The organism is Paenibacillus sp. NPDC058367, from assembly GCF_042723305.1.
Classification (GTDB): Bacteria; Bacillota; Bacilli; order Paenibacillales; family Paenibacillaceae; genus Paenibacillus_AQ.
In genome coordinates this window covers 280,340-297,130 of sequence record NZ_JBHXIZ010000004.1, presented here as the reverse complement: position 1 = coordinate 297,130, position 16,791 = coordinate 280,340, and the positions used below count along the sequence as shown (strand labels likewise).

Below are 16,791 nucleotides of genomic sequence, written 5' to 3'. Positions count from 1 at the left end.
AATCGAATGGGCATGCTCAGCGCTAATAAGCGACAATTCCTCCTCTCATTCGACACTCCAATAGATATAGCATATTAGATTGTACCATTATATGCGATAGCTTACATGGATAAGGAATGCGTAAACTTAACAACTTTGTAAAATATCCAGTCCTCCAAGCCTTTTTTAAGGTGTTATAATGAAAACGAACTGAAAGACCAGACAGTTTTTTCATTTTTTTCCGAAAGAAGATGAATGATAATGAACGAGGGGTTACAAGACCGCCTTGAAAAATATGGTTTCTCACTTTACATGATACGAATTACGCTGGCCGCTTCACTTTCATGGGTCGCCGTACACAGCATATATGGTAGCCAATATTTATACTTTGCACCCCTTGCGGCTATCCTCATCACCCAAGCCAGTGTTAAAGCATCGCTAGAAAAAGGAATCTACCGCCTGATCGGCATTATTCTTGGCGGGATCGTTAGCCTAATTGTTGGCCAGTTTTTTGATGTAGGTGGGCTTTCTATCCTGCTCATTCTACTCATCGGGATTGGCATCGCTACGGCCTGTAAGATGAACATTCAAGCTGTCTCACAGGTGGGTGTTACTTCCGTTCTAGCTCTTACCTTTTACCAGAATGACTACGTGCTTTGGAGAATAGGGGAAACGTTCATTGGTGTACTGATCGCCCTGGCCATCAATATGATTATCGTGCCGCCGAACAGGTTCGTCAAGGTAAAAGCATTGGCATTCGAAGGAAGTCTTCTACTTGCGGATGCATTAAAAGATCTCGTAGGCGTAAGACGTGATTCTCCGAAAGATAATTTGCTGGAGGAAGCAGGTAAACTCCTGTCGAATAGCAGCCGGGAACAAAAAGAAATGTTCTATACCCTCACACATTATCAGTGCCGTGGTGAACTGAAGGGACTCATACAAGCTACCTCACATCTAAAAAGCATTCATTCCTACGTCAAAGAAATCGCCGACGATATTCGTCTTCTGCCAGCGCATCACGCCTCTTCGGACTGGATGAAGGATGTGCTGGAATCAACCGCAGATTGCATTGCTCTTTATGGAACCAGAACCTTATCAGACGCCGAATGCCAACGTTCTCTTGCCGATTGCATACAACGCGCTCGAGACCTGCAACTGGCAAGTTTCTCTGAACTACAAGGGAATTGTTCGCTATCAAGCATTCGTGATCTTGGTGCGGTCTTCAGTCACTTAAACCGGGTGTTGGAGGAAGTAGAGCGGGCTAAATCTGCTACTTATGTTGTAGCCACTCGGCCCTCAACGGCTGAAGTCGCACGCGCTTTACGTTTTATTAAAAAGGGACTCTCCCAGAAGCTATAAGCTTCGGGAGTGTCCCTTTTGTTCAAATATAATGCTTGCCTATTCATCAATATGCCCTCATACGCCCCTGATTACTACAATCACCACATAAATTAACTAAACCGACTGCTTTGCGGCACGCCCGATCCTCACGTTCACCAGAACGATGCTGCTAACAATAAGCAGTAGACCAATCACAAGATTCAAAGTAATCTGCTCATTTAAAAAGACTACGCTAGTACCTATCGAGATCAGTGGAATCAAAAAAGTGAATGATCCGACCTTCCCTGCCTCTCCCTCGTTAATCAGCTTGAAATAGATCAGCCAGCCTAAAGCGATCACAAAGACTGCAATAAACAGCGTATCGGCTATAAACGTTCCACTCCAGGTGATATCCGACCACTTCTCTGTAGCAGATCCTGAAAGTAGTAAAATGATACCACCGATCGTTATTTGCATAGCGGTCATCCATAGCATATCCACGCGCACAGCATTTCGTTTCATATATACCGTTCCTAATGCCCAGCTCAAAGCACTGGCTAAAGCAAGCACAATTCCCCATATAGAAATGCTTCCGTTAAGTCCTCCAATACTGAGGGAGCCTACTCCGATGAACCCTAGTAACAGACCTGCCATTTTGAGCCCGTACATGCTCTCTCCTAACCACAGCCATGAAAAAATGCCCAGCAATACCGGCTGCAGAAATACAATGGACGAGAATAATCCTGCGGGTACATACTGCAAGCCAATTGTCTGAAATCCATAATAAAACACGATACTTAATATAGCCGAGGTCAGATAGATCGGCCATAGCTGCTTGAAGCGAAGCTCCTTCATCTTAGGAAGTGCAATTAGAATCAGAATGAATCCGCCGATGACGGTTCGGATACCTGCAAATAATAAGGGCGGAGCGTAGTCTAAGGCGATTTTGGATATAGGCCAATTTATGCCCCATACAATCACCAAAAATATAAGAAGGATGATGCTTTTCTTCTGCTGATTCATGTATTCACTCCTTGGTGTAGATTCATCACAAATGATACAATAATTAAGAATATAAATGAAATGAATAATACTCATAAGGGGCATATCATATTTGTTATGAACAATAATCAAATTCGTTTGTTCGTCAAAATCGCGGAAAGCGGTAGTTTTACCAAAGCTGGTGTAGAACTGAATATGACCCAACCTGCTGTCAGTCGAGCAATTTCCTCTTTAGAAGCCGAACTGGATGTAAAGCTATTACTTCGAGATCGACGGAACGGTCTAATGCTTACTGACATCGGCAAGCGTATCCTTGTTATTTTTCGTGAAATTCTAATGGGCTTTGATAAGGTCAATCAGGAGATTTCCGCCGAGAGGGGGCTTGAGAAGGGAAGCATTCGAATTGGGGCTTTTCCAGTGGCTTCCGCCTATTTTTTACCGAAGATTATTAGCTCTATCACTGAAAGATATCCGAATATTACGATTAGCCTGCAGGAGGGCTCTATCGCCGAAGTCAGAGAATGGCTGGAATCCAAAGAAATTGATGTTGGCTTATTGCTCGCTCCTTGCGAGGCGTTCGAAACCATCCCACTATATAGAGAAAAACTGTACGCTGTAATCAGAGATGACCATCCTTTGCACGAGCGTTCTGTCATAGGTGTTAGAGAATTAGCCGGTGAGCCTATGCTGATCTGTAAAGCAGGTTATGAACCACCGGTGGTAGATTTATTCCGCAGAAGCAGCAGCTATCTGAATGTGAAATATGTGGTTAATAACTATGCAACAGCTCTTAATATGGTTCAAGAGGGGCTGGCTGTAGGTGTGATGTCTGAGCTATCCTTGTTATCTTTACCTCCAAATGTAGTAACCCGTGAACTGCAGCCCGACGCCTATAGAGATATACATATCGCAGTCAGCTCGCTTACCGATACTTCCATAGCTGTAAAGATGTTCATGGATACAGCTCTGGATCTTTTTACTAAGCCTAAAAAAATGGATGATGAGGAGTGCTGAAGATGAACTTTAAAAGACTTGGAAATAGCGGACTACAAGTATCCGCATTGGGACTGGGGACAAATGCTTTTGGTAAAAGGGCGGATCAAGAGACCTCCATTCAGATCGTACATACTGCGCTGGATCATGGCATTAACTTTATCGATACCGCTAATATTTACGCCGGCTCCGAATCTGAACGAATCATCGGTCTGGCCTTGGAAAGTAGAAGACATGAGGCTGTTCTCGCCACTAAAGCAGGCTTAGTTAAGCATGACGGACCTAACGGAAGCGGCTCCTCGAGGCGCCATTTGATGCAGGAATTAGAAGATAGTCTTCGCCGCCTAAAAACGGACTATGTCGATCTATACCAGATTCACACCTTCGATCCCAATACGCCACTCGAAGAGACGTTACGGACCCTGGACGATATGGTATCTTCGGGCAAAGTACGCTATATCGGGGCTTCCAACTATACAGCATGGCAATTAATGAAGGCGATTGGAATTAGTGAGGCACGGAGCTTCGCCAAATATATTTCAATTCAGTGTAGCTATTCCTTAGCAGATCGGACCCCGGAGAATGAGCTTCTCTCCCTTTGTCTTGATCAAGGTGTAGGGATTATTCCTTATTTTCCACTGGCGGGCGGAATTCTCACAGGCAAATATAATTCAAACGGTTCCGCACCTTCAGGGTCCAGAGCAGATACCGATCCTAATTTCAAAAGATTCCTGAATCATGAACGGATCGAACTGGGGAACAAAGTGGGACAGATCGCTGAAGAACTGGGAACCTCTTCTACTGCACTTTCCTTAGCTTGGCTCATGAATCGTCCTGCCGTCTCGACAGTTATTGTGGGGGCTACACGCGTGGAGCAGCTGGAACAGAATTTGCATAGCACCTCCATTCAGCTTAACGAAGAAACAGTGAGCAAGCTGGATGAGGCAAGTGATTCCTTCCGCTTTGGCGAGCCTTTCGCTTTTTATCGGCTCCCATAGTCTGAACTACTATAATGAAGGAGGGGAGTATTATGACAACACATACAACGGCTAGTATTCAAGTGATGCTTGAAGAGCATAAGGACTTTTTCAATCGTGGCGCAACTAAAGAGGTTGCCTTTCGGCTTAGTCAGCTTCAGAAACTCAAAGACAGCATTAAACGATACGAGGTTCGCATTATCACTGCCTTACAACAGGATTTAGGAAAAAGTGAGTTCGAGGCTTATGCCACAGAGATTGGCTTCACCTTGGACAGCCTCGGTTACATGATGAAGCATCTCAGACGTTGGGCGAAGCCCGTAAAGGTTAGATCACCACTGCATTTATTTCCTGCGAAGAGTTATATCTTAAGTGAACCTTACGGTACCGTGCTCATTATAGGTCCTTTTAATTATCCATTTCAGTTGCTGATCGAACCGCTTATAGGCGCCATTGCCGCTGGAAACTGCGCTGTCCTCAAGCCATCGGAGAGCACACCAGCCATTACGGCTGTTATAGAGCAGCTCATTCAGGAGACCTTCGAACCCCAGTATATTCGCGTAGTTCAGGGGGAGAAAGAGACCACCAATCTGCTGATCCATGCCAAGTTTGATTATATTTTCTTCACGGGCAGTGTTCCGGTCGGTAAAATCGTGATGGAAGCCGCTGCGAAGAATCTAGTGCCTGTAACCTTGGAGCTTGGCGGGAAAAGTCCGGTCATTGTCGACACATCAGCCAATCTTGATGTTGCAGCGAAGCGAATCGTATGGGGAAAATTATTAAATGCCGGTCAAACCTGTATCGCCCCCGATTATTTGCTCGTTCATAAGGACATTGCTAATGAATTGATCACCAAAATCAAACATCAGATTACTGAATTCTACGGTCAAAATGCGCAGCCGAATACAGATTATGGCCGGATCGTAAATGAGCGCCAGCTGCAAAGACTCGCCAGTCTCATTGAACGGGATCGGGAAAAGGTGGTTATGGGCGGAACCGTCATTTCAGAAGAACGTTATATTGAACCTACACTAATCTATCCTGCCGCTTGGACTGACGCTTCTATGGAAGATGAGATCTTCGGTCCGATCCTACCCATATTGGAATATCATCAATTGGATGAAGCTATCCGGAGTATTAACGAGCACCCAAAACCACTTGCACTTTATCTATTCACAGAGGATAAAAATGTTGAACAAGAGGTGCTTTCCCGAGTCTCTTTCGGAGGAGGCTGCATCAATGATACGATCTCGCATGTGGCGAACGCTAGCTTGCCGTTTGGTGGGGTAGGCAACTCTGGAATCGGCGGTTATCACGGGAAGCACAGCTTTGAAGTCTTTTCCCACCGCAAAAGCATCGTTAAGAGAGGCACACGAATCGACCTCGGGATTGTGTACCCACCCTATGGGAATAAGATCAAGCTGGTACGAAAAGTATTAAAATAGACAAAGCAGCAAGCCTCCCATGACTGGGAGGCTTGATACTTTTCAGAGGAACCACTTTTCATTATTTGAACAGCTGCACCAATTCCTCTACATGCAACTCCGCGGTAGAAGGAAACCATAGCTCAGCACTCTCTTTCAAGGATGGACTTCCGGCTCCAACGGACCTCATACCAGCGGCTTTGCTGGCAGCTATCCCCTCCACTGTATCTTCGATAGCTACGCAGCAGTCAGGTGATATGCCCAGCATCTCGGTAACCTGTAAATAAATTTCCGGATCTGGCTTGCCCATACGGATGTTTTTAGGGTCAGCAATCGCCTGAAACAAGCGCCCGATCTTCAATCGTTCAAGAATCAGCATTGCATTCTCATTAACGGAAGCCAGTCCGACAGGGATCCGCTTTTTCTTCAAATCGGTCAGAAGACTATGGATACCCGGGTGCAAATCATCCGGTGTCATTTGTTGAATCAGCTGTTTATACTTTTCGTTCTTTTTGTTGCAGAGCATTCCTTTTACCGGTTGGGGTAAATTCAGACCGCTTTCCTCCAGTAGAATCTCTAAACATTCCATTCGACTATGGCCCTTCAGACGTACATGCTTCTCTCTATCAAAAGAAATCGCCAGCTCATCGGCTAAGGCTTTCCAGGCCAGATAATGATACTCACTAGAATCGGTAATAATCCCGTCCAGCTCGAAAATAACAGCTTCAAGCTGCTTCACATTTGAAAGGGTCACCGGCTTCTTTACAGTTAACTGCACAAGGCTCCCTTTATGTAGAATTTCAATCTCTTCACCTGTCAGTAGTGTATAAATCACTACCTTACTATCAACATAAATATCCAATAAGTGCCCACCACTTGTTATTTTAAACCGATAGCTGTCCCATTGTGCTGGCAAGGCAGGATTAAAGGACAGCATACCGCCACATAAGCGCATCCCACCAAACCCATTCACAATCGACAGCCAAGATCCTGCCATAGCAGCAGTATGCAGCCCGTCCTTCACATTGCGGTTAATATCATCTAAATCCATCCGTACCGTGCGGTCAAAATAGGCGTACGCCCCCGTTAAATCACCAATCTCAGCAGAAATAATACTGTGAATGCACGGTGACAAAGAAGAATCATGTGTCGTTAGCGGCTCATAGTAATTGTAATTGCGGATCTTGTCCGCCAAGCTGAACTGATCACCTAACAGAAACATGGCCATCACCAGATCTGCCTGTTTGAGCACCTGATGGCGGTAAATCACCAACGGATGGTAATGAAGCAGAAGTGGATATTTATCCGGTGGCGTATGTTCAAAGTCCCACTTCTTCTTAGTCAGAAACGTATCATCCTGAGCATAGATGCCAAGCTCATCATCAAAAGGGACATACATTTTTTCTGCGGCGACCAGCCAATCACCAGGCTCTTCCTCAGTCAGACCAATCTTGCCCTTCAGACGTTCAAAATGCTCCGGATACTGCTTTCCTAACAGTCTGGCTATCTCATATGCATAATAGAGTTGATCCCGTACCATAAGATTAGTGTATGCATTATTGTTAACGATAGCTGTGTACTCATCGGGACCCGTTACTGCGTCAATACAGAACGCACCCTCTCTGGCCGGATTAAAATGACCCAGATCCACCCAAAAGCGGGAGGTCTCGAATATCATTTCCGCCCCCTCCAGGACCAGAAACTCATAATCGCCAGTTGCCCGCACATACTGTTTAATGGCATAGGCAATATCCGCGTTAATATGCATTTGTGCCGTTCCTGCCGGAAAATAGGAAGAGTTCTCAGCCCCGTCTATGGTGCGCCAAGGATACAGTGCTCCCTTCTGAGACATCACTGCTGCCCGTTCCCGTGCCTTATCTAACGTAGCATAACGAAACTCGAGTAGCTTCCGGCTAATCTCCGGCTGTGTAAATGTAAAGAAGGGTATCATATACATCTCGGTATCCCAGAAATAGTGACCTTCGTATCCTTCACCCGTCAGGCCCTTGGCCCCGATGTTCGTAAGCCCGTCACGTCCTACGGATTGCAGCAATTGAAAAGCATTAAAACGGATACCCTGTTGAAGCGCAAGATCGCCCTGAATCTCCACATCGGTATGTGCCCAGAAATGATCCAGAAAAGCCCGTTGTTCATGAACTAGCGCTTCAAACCCACAGTTCTCCGCCAAGTGTTGCACTTCTAAGCACCTGCTTAACAGCTCGTCCTCTGCATAATCCTTAGAAGTGTGATACGAAATGTACTTGGTCAGGGAGATCCTTTCCCCCATCACCACTGGTACAACCCATTGCATGGATAATCGCTGAGCTTCTAGCTGCACGAGCCTTTCATAACCAGCGCTACAATTCAGACTGTGGCTTATCCCTGTTAAAAGAGAAAACCCGGTATGCCGCGTCCTCTGCTTCATCCACAAAAAGGACTGCTCGAGCTCATGCCCGGTTTCGACTAGCAGCAAATTGGGTTCCTTACTCCCTGATCCCAGCCGGGGGTCATCCGTGACCTCCGGCCTTTGGATCTCACCATCGATCGATGAAGTAAACGTTAGGGTTCCCTCAAAATTCAATGCCTTGACCTCGTAATCTATGGCCGCTAAATGTTTATGCTGCATGGCCACCATCCGACGAATGTTCAGCTGTACCCTGTGTCCGGCAGGAGATTCCCATTCTACCTGCCGATGCAAGATCCCATTTCGCATATCCAGCTTACGTTCATAACGGTGCACTTGCCCACTGTTCAACTGAAAGGTATGACCTTCAATGCTGAGTTCAATAATCTTGGCGTCCGTCACGTTCAGCATGGCTTGGTTGCGGGAAGGATACCCATAAGCTCCCTCTGGATACACAATAGGCTCGGAATCAAAAAATCCATTCAAGTAGTTCCCTATTATAGATGAGCCCGAGTGGCCATGGTAACCTTCCTCGAAATTACCGCGCATGCCAATGTATCCATTACCCAGAGCAAATACACTTTCGCTTCTTTGATTGTTCTCCTCATCATAAGTCTCCTCATCAAGACTCCACTCCCGGTAAGGATACACCGCAGCCGGATGTACGTATGGTTTCATCTTCATCTCTCTATGCTCCTCCTGACACAGTTTTGTTCAATTAGCTATACTTTATCCTTATAATTCCTGCAATGTTCAAATCAACCTTTTATTGATCCACCCATAAGCCCTCTGACGAAATACTTTTGCAGCAGGAAAAAAATCGCGAGCGGCATCAGCATGGAGATAAATGCAGCCGAGGTGAGTAAATGCCAGTCGTTGCCTCGTGAGCCTACTAAGTCGGCGATCTTCATCGACATGACCTGCACTGACGGTTGATTGCCGATAAAAATCAGCGAGACTAAATAGTCATTCCACACCCATAGGAATTGAAAGATTCCGATAGAAGCCAGTGCGGGCACAGATAACGGTAGAATCAGCCTACTGAAAATAGTGAAATGGCTCGCCCCATCCATAAAAGCTGACTCAAACAAATCCTTAGGAAGCTGACTGATAAAGTTATACATAAAGTAGGTAACCAGCGGTAATCCAAAGGCCGTATGCGCCAGCCAAATGCCCAAGTAGCTTCCGTTCAGTCCAAGAGCCGTATAATCTTTAAGCACTGGAATAAGTGCCACTTGTATTGGAATAACGAGCATAGCGATAATGATGACAAAGAGTGTGCGGCGCCCAGGAAAACGTAGCCAAGCAAAAGCATAGGCGGCAAAAGAAGCAATTAACACCGGAATGACCGTCGCTGGAACAGCAATCGTCAGTGTATTCCAGAAGGCTTGCGACAATCCGGTGCCTTTTTGCACCGTTTCACTGCCATCGGCTTGCTTGAGCTTGTATTCCTTGCCCGAGAGCACGTTATTGTAGTTATCCAATGTGAGATCCGGTGTCATTTTCCAGCCTTGTTCCTGTTGATTTATGGTACGCGCTCTGCGGTTCTCCCACATCAAACGACTGCCATCGGCCTTAACGCCTGCCTTCAGCTGCTCATCGGTATAGGTTTTACCGTTTACCTCGATCGGCTCCCGCAGATCCACATCTTTCGATAGCTGAAGGGTCTCTCCAGCCTTCCACTCCTGATGAGGAAAAGCTTTCCACCATCCAGTCTGCAAAATATCGGCAGCCGGACGGAAGGAGGAAATGAACAGCCCAAGGGTCGGAAGCAACCAAATGAAACAAATCACACCCAGCACGATATTAACAATCGTCTTGCTGCCTTTTCTCTTCTTTTTCCCGGCCATTAGAATCCCCCTTGCTTACGGAACTGACGTAGATTGATTATGATCACAGGCAACACCGCGATCAGCAGAACAATAGCCAGCGTGGAGCCGTAACCGAAATTCCGGTACATAAAGAATTGGCGGTAAAACTGTGTAGCCACTACCTCTGTATCGTATTGACCTCCTGTCATCACCATGACGACGTCAAATATTTTCAATGTAAAGACGATAATGGTCGTTGTCACAGTCAGAATGGTTGCTGAAATGTAGGGGATCATGATTCCAAAGAAGATCTTCACCTCATTAGCACCATCTACTCGTGCAGCTTCCAATATGTCGTCAGGAACTCCCTTAATAGCTGCCGAGAATATCACCATCGCAAATCCGGTCTGCATCCAGATCAGAATGATGATGAGGAAAAAGTTATTCCACGGCTGAAGCATACTCGTCCATGCCTGTGGTTCTCCCCCAAAATAAGTAACGATGGCGTTCAAAAGTCCAATTTGTTCATCGCCGGGTTGATAGTAATATACAAACTTCCAAATAACGCCTGCGGCTACAAAAGAAATAGCCATCGGCATAAAAATGATCGATTTAGCTAGCTTCTCATAGCTGCTTCTGTCGGCAAGAATTGCAATCAAGAGCCCAAAAGCTACACATGCCAGTGTACCAACGAATACCCAAAGTAAGTTGTTACGCAGTGCCGTCGCCATTAGATGGTCGCTAAAGATCGCTGCATAGTTGCTGAGACCTACAAATTTCTCTGAAGAAGCATTGAAAAAGCTTAAATACAGCGTCCGCAGCGCAGGCAGCACCAATAGCCACCCCAATATAATCACTGCCGGACCAATAAAAATATAAGGCAATACCTTTCGGCGTACGTAATCAGGATATTGCTCGACTGCCCAGGTAAGTGTGTAATAGATCAGATAAACACCCAGAACCCCCCATAGAACAGCTAGAACCGCCGTTAGTAGCGGGTTTAGCGTGGAATCCCGAAAGAATAAAAAGATCGAGCCATTAACAACAACATTGGCTATTAATACTAAAAGAGACAGCAATACCGCCCTAAGGCTTACCGTCTGCTTGGCTTTCAATTGTGGCTTCATTTGTGGTTGTGGTTGTAGTTGTGATTGTCCACCCATATTAGCTCCAGCTCCTCCTATACTCACGCTTTGGAAAACAAAAAGAGGGGCAGAGAACCTTCAAATCTCGCTGCCCCTCTTTTAACTGTGTGCTTTCAATATTAGGTTAGTTGTTCCAGCCAGACTGGATTTGTTCCAACGCCTGATCCAGCGTCGCAGTACCACTTACGTAGTCGGTCATACCCTTCCAGAAGGTACCTGCGCCCACTTTGCCCGGCATCAGGTCAGAGCCATCAAAGCGCAGCGTGGAAGCATCCTGAACCAGCTTCGCCATCCGGCGATCGGATTCTGAGGTATACCAATCCAGGGAAGCATCATTCATTGGAGCAATTACGCCGCCCGATTGCACCCAGCTCTTAATGGATTCTCCTGTAGTAAAGAATTCCATAACTGCACGAACTTCAGGACGATCGTTGAACATCGCGTAAATATCGCCAGCAACTAGCACTGGTTTACCATATTGAGGATCAATAGGCGGCAGGTAGAACCAATCATAATCTACATCAACCTTTGCGGTTTCAGGGAAGAAGCTTGTAATAAAGTTGCCGAGCATATTAAACCATGCTTTAGGAGGATTATTGAACATTGGCGCTGGGGCATCCCCGAACGATGTCGTCACGATGGATTTTGCACCACCATAGACATAATCCTTGTTGAGCCAAATTTTCGACATGGTTTCAACTGCATTCTTCACTTCTGGAGAGGTAAATGGCAGCTCACCTTTTACCCATTTATCGTAGTTCTCAGGTGTAGTTGTGCGCAGCATTATGTTTTCTACCCAGTCTGTTGCCGGCCAGCCTGTTGCAGCACCACTCTCGATTCCAATAGCCCAAGCAGGATCACCATCTTTCGCAATTTGTTCCGTCAGAGCCATCATCTCATCCCATGTCTCAGGAACCTTGTAGCCCGCTTCATCAAATTGCTTTTTTGGATACCAGACCAAGCTCTTTACGTTACTGCGGTTCCAGATCCCCGCCATGATTTTGCCGTCTTTCCCGTCCATATTAGACATATCAAGCCAGCTCTTGTTGTAATTAGCCGTCAATTTGGCTTGATCCAGCACGTTAGTTAAATCGATAACCTTGCCAGTCTTAGCAATCGAGGCTAGCAGTCCCGGCTGCGGGAAATCAGCGATATCCGGAGCATTTCCACCGTCTACTCGAATGTTTATCGTAGCTTCGAACTCTTTTGAGCCCTCGTATTGAATATCAATTCCTGTCTTCTCTTCAAACTCTTTAATACTATTCTCAAATTTCACTTGGTCAGCATCTACGAAGGGGCCGAACATCGTTACTTTAGTTCCTTTATAGTCGCCCTTCATGGCTAGCTCTAGCGGAGATCCCGATGGCTCGGTGCTAGGAGCAGTTGTAGCTTTCTCAGTGTTATCTGCTGTTGGGCTGGTAGTCGCCGCAGGTGGATCTGTAGGCGCTGCATTGTTGTTATTGCCTCCGCCGCATGCGCTCAGCATCATAGTGAAGGATAAACACAGTACTAAAGCCAATGACTTTTTACGTCCTGAGGTTTTCTTCATCTTTTGTACATCCCCTTTAATGGTTTTAGAGATTGCTTCTGACTCAATCATCCGGTACCCTGGCATGTATAAGCAGCTTGTAGCAGATCACCTCCTTGGAAAGCTTTTCAGAATCTAAGGATCTATACTAAAAAAGAATCCAATCACAAATTCCAATTAATTGTAGCGCTTACATTTGTTATACTATCACATAAAGTAAGCGTTTCCAATCTGTATTTGAAATGTTTTGGTAAAAATTATTTTTATTGTCTAAGCAAATATTCAAATGTTGCTTAAGACGAGCGCTGAATTCTGAAAAGCTTTTCAGAGGGTGGTACAGAAGTGAACTACCCCTATTTTTCTCGTGTAGATTCCCGCACAATCAGCTTATGCTCCATCTTCTCATTCAATACCTGCACTTCACCAGTTGTAAGCAATTCATGCAGCTTCTCCGCCGCACGATACCCTAACTCGTAAATTGGCTGTGCAATCGTAGTTAGCTTCGGGATGAACATACCCGACATCCTTAGATTATCAAACCCAATCACGGATACCTGACCCGGAACAAGAATATTACGATCCTTCAGATAAGAAATCGTCCCCATCGCGAATTCATCAGCCACACAGAAAACAGCAGTTAGTTCAGGGTAATCTGTAAATAGTTCATGCGCAGCTTGATAAGCATGTTCAAACCGGTGACTGGCATATTTACTCTTCACAATATTCTGCTGTAACCCTGACTCTGTTAGTGCTCTTACAAACCCTTCATAGCGTGGTGGTCCTGATACCGAATTATCATGGTAAAAACCAATCATACCAATATCTTTATGACCTAAATCAATCAGGAACTTTACCGCATCATAGGCAGCCGCTTCATCATCCACCTCCACACTTGGAATGTCGAACTCATCGGAATGTGACGACACTAGCACAAATGGAATTCTACAACCGACCAATTTGTCATGATACTCAGGGTAAAGAAAATCACTGGCGAATACAATTCCATCCACCTGCTTCTCATGGAAGTTATCAATATAGGACAGTAGTCGTTCTTTGTCGCGGTCCGTATTGCAGATCATTAGACTATACCCAAGCTTGATGCAAGCATCCTGCATCCCCCGAATCACCCCTGCGAAATACAGGTTCTCAATATCGGGAATAAGCAGGCCCAGTGTAAAGGACTTCTTGTAAATCAGACCACGTGCAAATGAATTAGGTTGATACCGCAATCGTTCTACAGCCTCCATCACTCGATTCCGTTTGCTCTCCACTACCGAATTCGGTGCATTCATAACACGTGACACTGTGCTAATCGACACCTCGGCCATTCTGGCAACATCTCTTATGGTTGGCTTCATAATGATAACTTCCTTTTTTAGGGAACTTTTCGATGTGATTATAGCAAGCCCGATTGGAAATAACAATATAATTTTTGAAGCGCTTACATTATTTTAAAAAATTCATCTTCTCCTCCTCTTTCTTCACTCGGAAGATAAACAACTTACTTAAAGTGTGTATATAGTTTTATTACATGGTATACTATCCGAGTAGCGATATTCGTAGCTACAAATACTGCTCTATGAGCATAGAGCATTTATTATAGGAGGGATAACATTGAAACAACCTCGTGACATTCGATTCTCCGTACTGGACCTGGCTTCTATTGTGGAAGGAGGGACCGCGGCAGACTCTTTTCATAACTCTCTAGATTTAGCTCGGAACGCTGAGAAGTGGGGCTATCATCGGTATTGGTTCGCTGAACATCATAATATGATCGGAGTTGCCAGCTCTGCTACCTCACTCTTGATCGGACATATTGCTGGTGGCACCCAAAGCATACGTGTTGGCTCTGGTGGCATTATGCTATCCAACCACGCACCACTTGTTATTGCCGAACAGTTCGGGACTCTCGAATCTCTATATCCGGGACGGATAGATCTTGGACTGGGCAGAGCACCCGGATCTGATCAACCAGCTTCCCGTGCGCTGCGTCGCGGGCTCGGAAGCGATGGCAGTGAATTCCCTGAGCAGCTAAGTGAGCTAAGAGCTTACTTCGACCCTGCAGGAGCAGGATCGCGCCCAGCTGGAGTACGCGCGGTTCCTGGGGAAGGCTTAAATGTTCCCATCTGGCTCTTAGGCTCCAGCGGCTTTAGTGCTGAGCTAGCAGCCAAGCTAGGGTTGCCTTTTGCCTTTGCCAGCCATTTTGCACCTGAGTATTTACTTCAGGCGCTGCACATATACCACAGTAATTTCCGTCCATCAGAAGTACTAGACAAACCTTATGTTATGGTCGGACTAGGGGTTACAGCAGCCGATACCGTAGATGAGGCAAGAAAGCTAGCTACCTCGCAGCAGCAGCAGTTCCTCAATATCATCCGCGGGCGTACAGGCAAGTTACAACCACCCGTTGAGAGTATGGATGGGCTATGGACGGTACAAGAAAAAGCAATCATGCTCGATAAGCAGCGTTATTCTTTCTCTGGCGATAAAGCAGCGATTAAAGAACGACTTCAAGACATTCTGAAAGAGACACAAGCAGATGAATTGATTATCTCCGCAGGGATTTATGATCATGAAGCTCGTCTTCGTTCCTATGAAATTGTAGCTGAGGCTATGAAAGAACTGTAAGATTGCAGTCTTAACAAGGCAGGACGTTATCTGAGTATCGGGAATTCTCCCGTTTCAGATATGCGTCTTGCCTTTTTTGTTTTGTTTTCGAAACCGTTCTTAATAAAACACTACTAAGATAGTAAAAAACATAAAAATAAAGAGATATAGAGAGAAATCAACAGATAAACAGACCATATACTTATTATTTAAACAAATATGATCTAATTAGTTGTAATACATCATTTTTCTTTGGATATCATTTTGATTATACTTTATATATTCGCTATAACGAACGATTTGTATTTTGGCTATGCCCTCTTTCTCCGTTCATTCAGAGAGATTCCGCCCCCAAATGAAAGAGTGGTACTTCACAATACTACTTATTTCGACAATGTAGAATGGAATAATCGTTTAAAACGGAGGATTTTGCCGGAAGCCCGCAGATTTTGTTTTTCAACAGCTACAATGGGCTCAGGAGAAAGGAGCAAAGAAAGTGAAGAAGAAATACCATTCGGTCTTCATAGCTGCTTACGTTCTGATTATTCTGGCAGGAGTAATATGGCACGCTGGAGGGGTAAGCGCTCAGGATACCATTAAGCTTACTGTGAATTCTCATACCACGAGCACAGCCACCATGAACAATATGAAGCCCGGTGACGAAATGAGCTCAGAGTACACGATTATTAATGATGGCACAGAAGGCTTTGATTACTTCGTGGACTTTAAATTCATCTCTGGAGACGTAGAGTTGTACAATATTCTCCAAATGACACTCGAAAAAGAGGGAGTAATCATCTATTCGGGAGTGATGAGTGAGGCTGCTGGCAGAGTAACCATCGGTTCACTTGCTGGAGGAGAGAAGAGTGTAATTCAAATGGATGTAACCTTCCCATGGGAAGCCGGCAACGAATATCAAGGGAAGGCCACGACCGTAGCTTTTGAATTCTCCGCTTCCGGAGAACCAGGTCCAACCACCGAGCCTACTTCAACGCCAACGCCAACAGCGACGGTTTCACCTACACCTGATCCATCACCTACAGCAACGGCAACAGCAACAGCAACAGCAACAGCAACAGCAACAGCAACAGCAACAGCAACAACTGATCCTACTACAACACCTACTGAAACACCTACAGAAACACCAGCAGCTACACCTGAAGCTTCACCGACACCTACGGTTGCACCAACCACAACACCTACAGATTCACCAACGACTACTGCTTCACCTACAGCTGTCGTAACACCAGGTCAGTCAGTGCCACCAACAGCAACAGCAACACCATCGCTTTCACCTACGGTTTCACCGCCTGCAGTCGATGAAATAAGCGTTACTGAAGAACCGATTCCAATGGGCGGAAGCAGTAATAAGCCTACACCTGCAGCGTCACCAGATGCTGGTAGTCAAACCACCAGTGCAACACCTCAGCCAAGCGATGAGGCAGCCTTACCTGACGGCGACATTCCTTTGGGAGCACCAGAGGCAGGCAACGAGCTTCCAAATACCGCCGAGCCTTGGTATAACTTAATTCTTGCCAGCTTAGCTATTGCGGTACTCAGCGTGATCATTATGCGCAGATTGAAATCAAAGAAAGAATAAC

At 45.6% G+C, this 16,791-nt stretch carries 12 protein-coding genes; 6 read left to right on the top strand and 6 right to left on the bottom strand.

All coding sequences use genetic code 11. The features are described 5' to 3' along the window. Positions 1 to 240 precede the first annotated feature (240 nt). Positions 241 to 1,338 (top strand): FUSC family protein, encoded by a 1,098-nt coding sequence (locus tag ACFWMP_RS22015; protein ID WP_052404453.1) that lies wholly within the window; start codon positions 241 to 243, stop codon positions 1,336 to 1,338. A 96-nt stretch (positions 1,339 to 1,434) separates the two neighbouring features. Here ACFWMP_RS22015 and ACFWMP_RS22010 read toward each other — a convergent pair whose 3' ends face one another. Further along, the gene (locus ACFWMP_RS22010) at positions 1,435 to 2,322 is read right to left on the bottom strand and encodes a DMT family transporter (protein WP_076284906.1); all 888 of its coding nucleotides are present in this window, start codon (positions 2,320 to 2,322) and stop codon (positions 1,435 to 1,437) included. A gap of 96 nt (positions 2,323 to 2,418) precedes the next feature. On the opposite strand from ACFWMP_RS22010, the gene ACFWMP_RS22005 reads away from it, so the two are divergent. Genes ACFWMP_RS22005 through ACFWMP_RS21995 form a run of 3 tightly spaced genes read left to right on the top strand, consistent with a single transcriptional unit; the run spans position 2,419 to position 5,716 of the window. Then, positions 2,419 to 3,315 carry a LysR family transcriptional regulator gene (locus ACFWMP_RS22005; RefSeq protein ID WP_379424705.1) on the top strand — a complete coding sequence of 299 codons (897 nt, stop codon included), beginning with the start codon at positions 2,419 to 2,421 and terminating at the stop codon, positions 3,313 to 3,315. A 2-nt stretch (positions 3,316 to 3,317) separates the two neighbouring features. Continuing rightward, complete coding sequence (locus ACFWMP_RS22000) at positions 3,318 to 4,292, top strand: aldo/keto reductase (RefSeq protein ID WP_042192711.1); 975 nt, start codon at positions 3,318 to 3,320, stop codon at positions 4,290 to 4,292. A 32-nt stretch (positions 4,293 to 4,324) separates the two neighbouring features. Next, positions 4,325 to 5,716: an aldehyde dehydrogenase gene (locus tag ACFWMP_RS21995; RefSeq protein ID WP_042192713.1), complete on the top strand. Its 1,392-nt coding sequence runs from the start codon at positions 4,325 to 4,327 to the stop codon at positions 5,714 to 5,716. A 61-nt stretch (positions 5,717 to 5,777) separates the two neighbouring features. Here ACFWMP_RS21995 and pgmB read toward each other — a convergent pair whose 3' ends face one another. From pgmB to ACFWMP_RS21970, 5 genes are all read right to left on the bottom strand, one after another. Then, a complete protein-coding gene (gene pgmB / locus ACFWMP_RS21990) occupies positions 5,778 to 8,783 on the bottom strand; it encodes a beta-phosphoglucomutase (protein WP_379424704.1) in 3,006 nt (1,001 codons plus the stop codon). Between the two features lie 74 nt (positions 8,784 to 8,857). Next, positions 8,858 to 9,949, bottom strand: a complete 1,092-nt coding sequence (locus ACFWMP_RS21985) for a carbohydrate ABC transporter permease (protein ID WP_094868352.1) — start codon at positions 9,947 to 9,949, stop codon at positions 8,858 to 8,860. Further along, positions 9,949 to 11,037, bottom strand: a complete 1,089-nt coding sequence (locus tag ACFWMP_RS21980) for a carbohydrate ABC transporter permease (protein ID WP_042194677.1) — start codon at positions 11,035 to 11,037, stop codon at positions 9,949 to 9,951. Before ACFWMP_RS21980 ends, ACFWMP_RS21985 begins: the two co-directional genes overlap by 1 nt. A gap of 142 nt (positions 11,038 to 11,179) precedes the next feature. Beyond that, complete coding sequence (locus tag ACFWMP_RS21975) at positions 11,180 to 12,604, bottom strand: ABC transporter substrate-binding protein (RefSeq protein ID WP_076285069.1); 1,425 nt, start codon at positions 12,602 to 12,604, stop codon at positions 11,180 to 11,182. A gap of 332 nt (positions 12,605 to 12,936) precedes the next feature. Beyond that, the gene (locus tag ACFWMP_RS21970; protein ID WP_042192717.1) at positions 12,937 to 13,941 is read right to left on the bottom strand and encodes a LacI family DNA-binding transcriptional regulator; all 1,005 of its coding nucleotides are present in this window, start codon (positions 13,939 to 13,941) and stop codon (positions 12,937 to 12,939) included. Between the two features lie 256 nt (positions 13,942 to 14,197). On the opposite strand from ACFWMP_RS21970, the gene ACFWMP_RS21965 reads away from it, so the two are divergent. After that, complete coding sequence (locus ACFWMP_RS21965; protein WP_339267762.1) at positions 14,198 to 15,211, top strand: LLM class flavin-dependent oxidoreductase; 1,014 nt, start codon at positions 14,198 to 14,200, stop codon at positions 15,209 to 15,211. A 475-nt stretch (positions 15,212 to 15,686) separates the two neighbouring features. Continuing rightward, positions 15,687 to 16,790 (top strand): hypothetical protein, encoded by a 1,104-nt coding sequence (locus tag ACFWMP_RS21960; protein WP_379424703.1) that lies wholly within the window; start codon positions 15,687 to 15,689, stop codon positions 16,788 to 16,790. Position 16,791 lies beyond the last annotated feature (1 nt).

Excerpts from the sequence above, each read along its gene's own strand:
- ACFWMP_RS22015 (WP_052404453.1), top strand. The coding sequence starts at position 241 with ATGAACGAGGGGTTACAAGACCGCCTTGAAAAATATGGTTTCTCACTT.
- ACFWMP_RS22010 (WP_076284906.1), bottom strand. The coding sequence starts at position 2,322 with ATGAATCAGCAGAAGAAAAGCATCATCCTTCTTATATTTTTGGTGATT.
- ACFWMP_RS22005 (WP_379424705.1), top strand. The coding sequence starts at position 2,419 with ATGAACAATAATCAAATTCGTTTGTTCGTCAAAATCGCGGAAAGCGGT.
- ACFWMP_RS22000 (WP_042192711.1), top strand. The coding sequence starts at position 3,318 with ATGAACTTTAAAAGACTTGGAAATAGCGGACTACAAGTATCCGCATTG.
- ACFWMP_RS21995 (WP_042192713.1), top strand. The coding sequence starts at position 4,325 with ATGACAACACATACAACGGCTAGTATTCAAGTGATGCTTGAAGAGCAT.
- pgmB (WP_379424704.1), bottom strand. The coding sequence starts at position 8,783 with ATGAAGATGAAACCATACGTACATCCGGCTGCGGTGTATCCTTACCGG.
- ACFWMP_RS21985 (WP_094868352.1), bottom strand. The coding sequence starts at position 9,949 with ATGGCCGGGAAAAAGAAGAGAAAAGGCAGCAAGACGATTGTTAATATC.
- ACFWMP_RS21980 (WP_042194677.1), bottom strand. The coding sequence starts at position 11,037 with ATGAAGCCACAATTGAAAGCCAAGCAGACGGTAAGCCTTAGGGCGGTA.
- ACFWMP_RS21975 (WP_076285069.1), bottom strand. The coding sequence starts at position 12,604 with ATGAAGAAAACCTCAGGACGTAAAAAGTCATTGGCTTTAGTACTGTGT.
- ACFWMP_RS21970 (WP_042192717.1), bottom strand. The coding sequence starts at position 13,941 with ATGAAGCCAACCATAAGAGATGTTGCCAGAATGGCCGAGGTGTCGATT.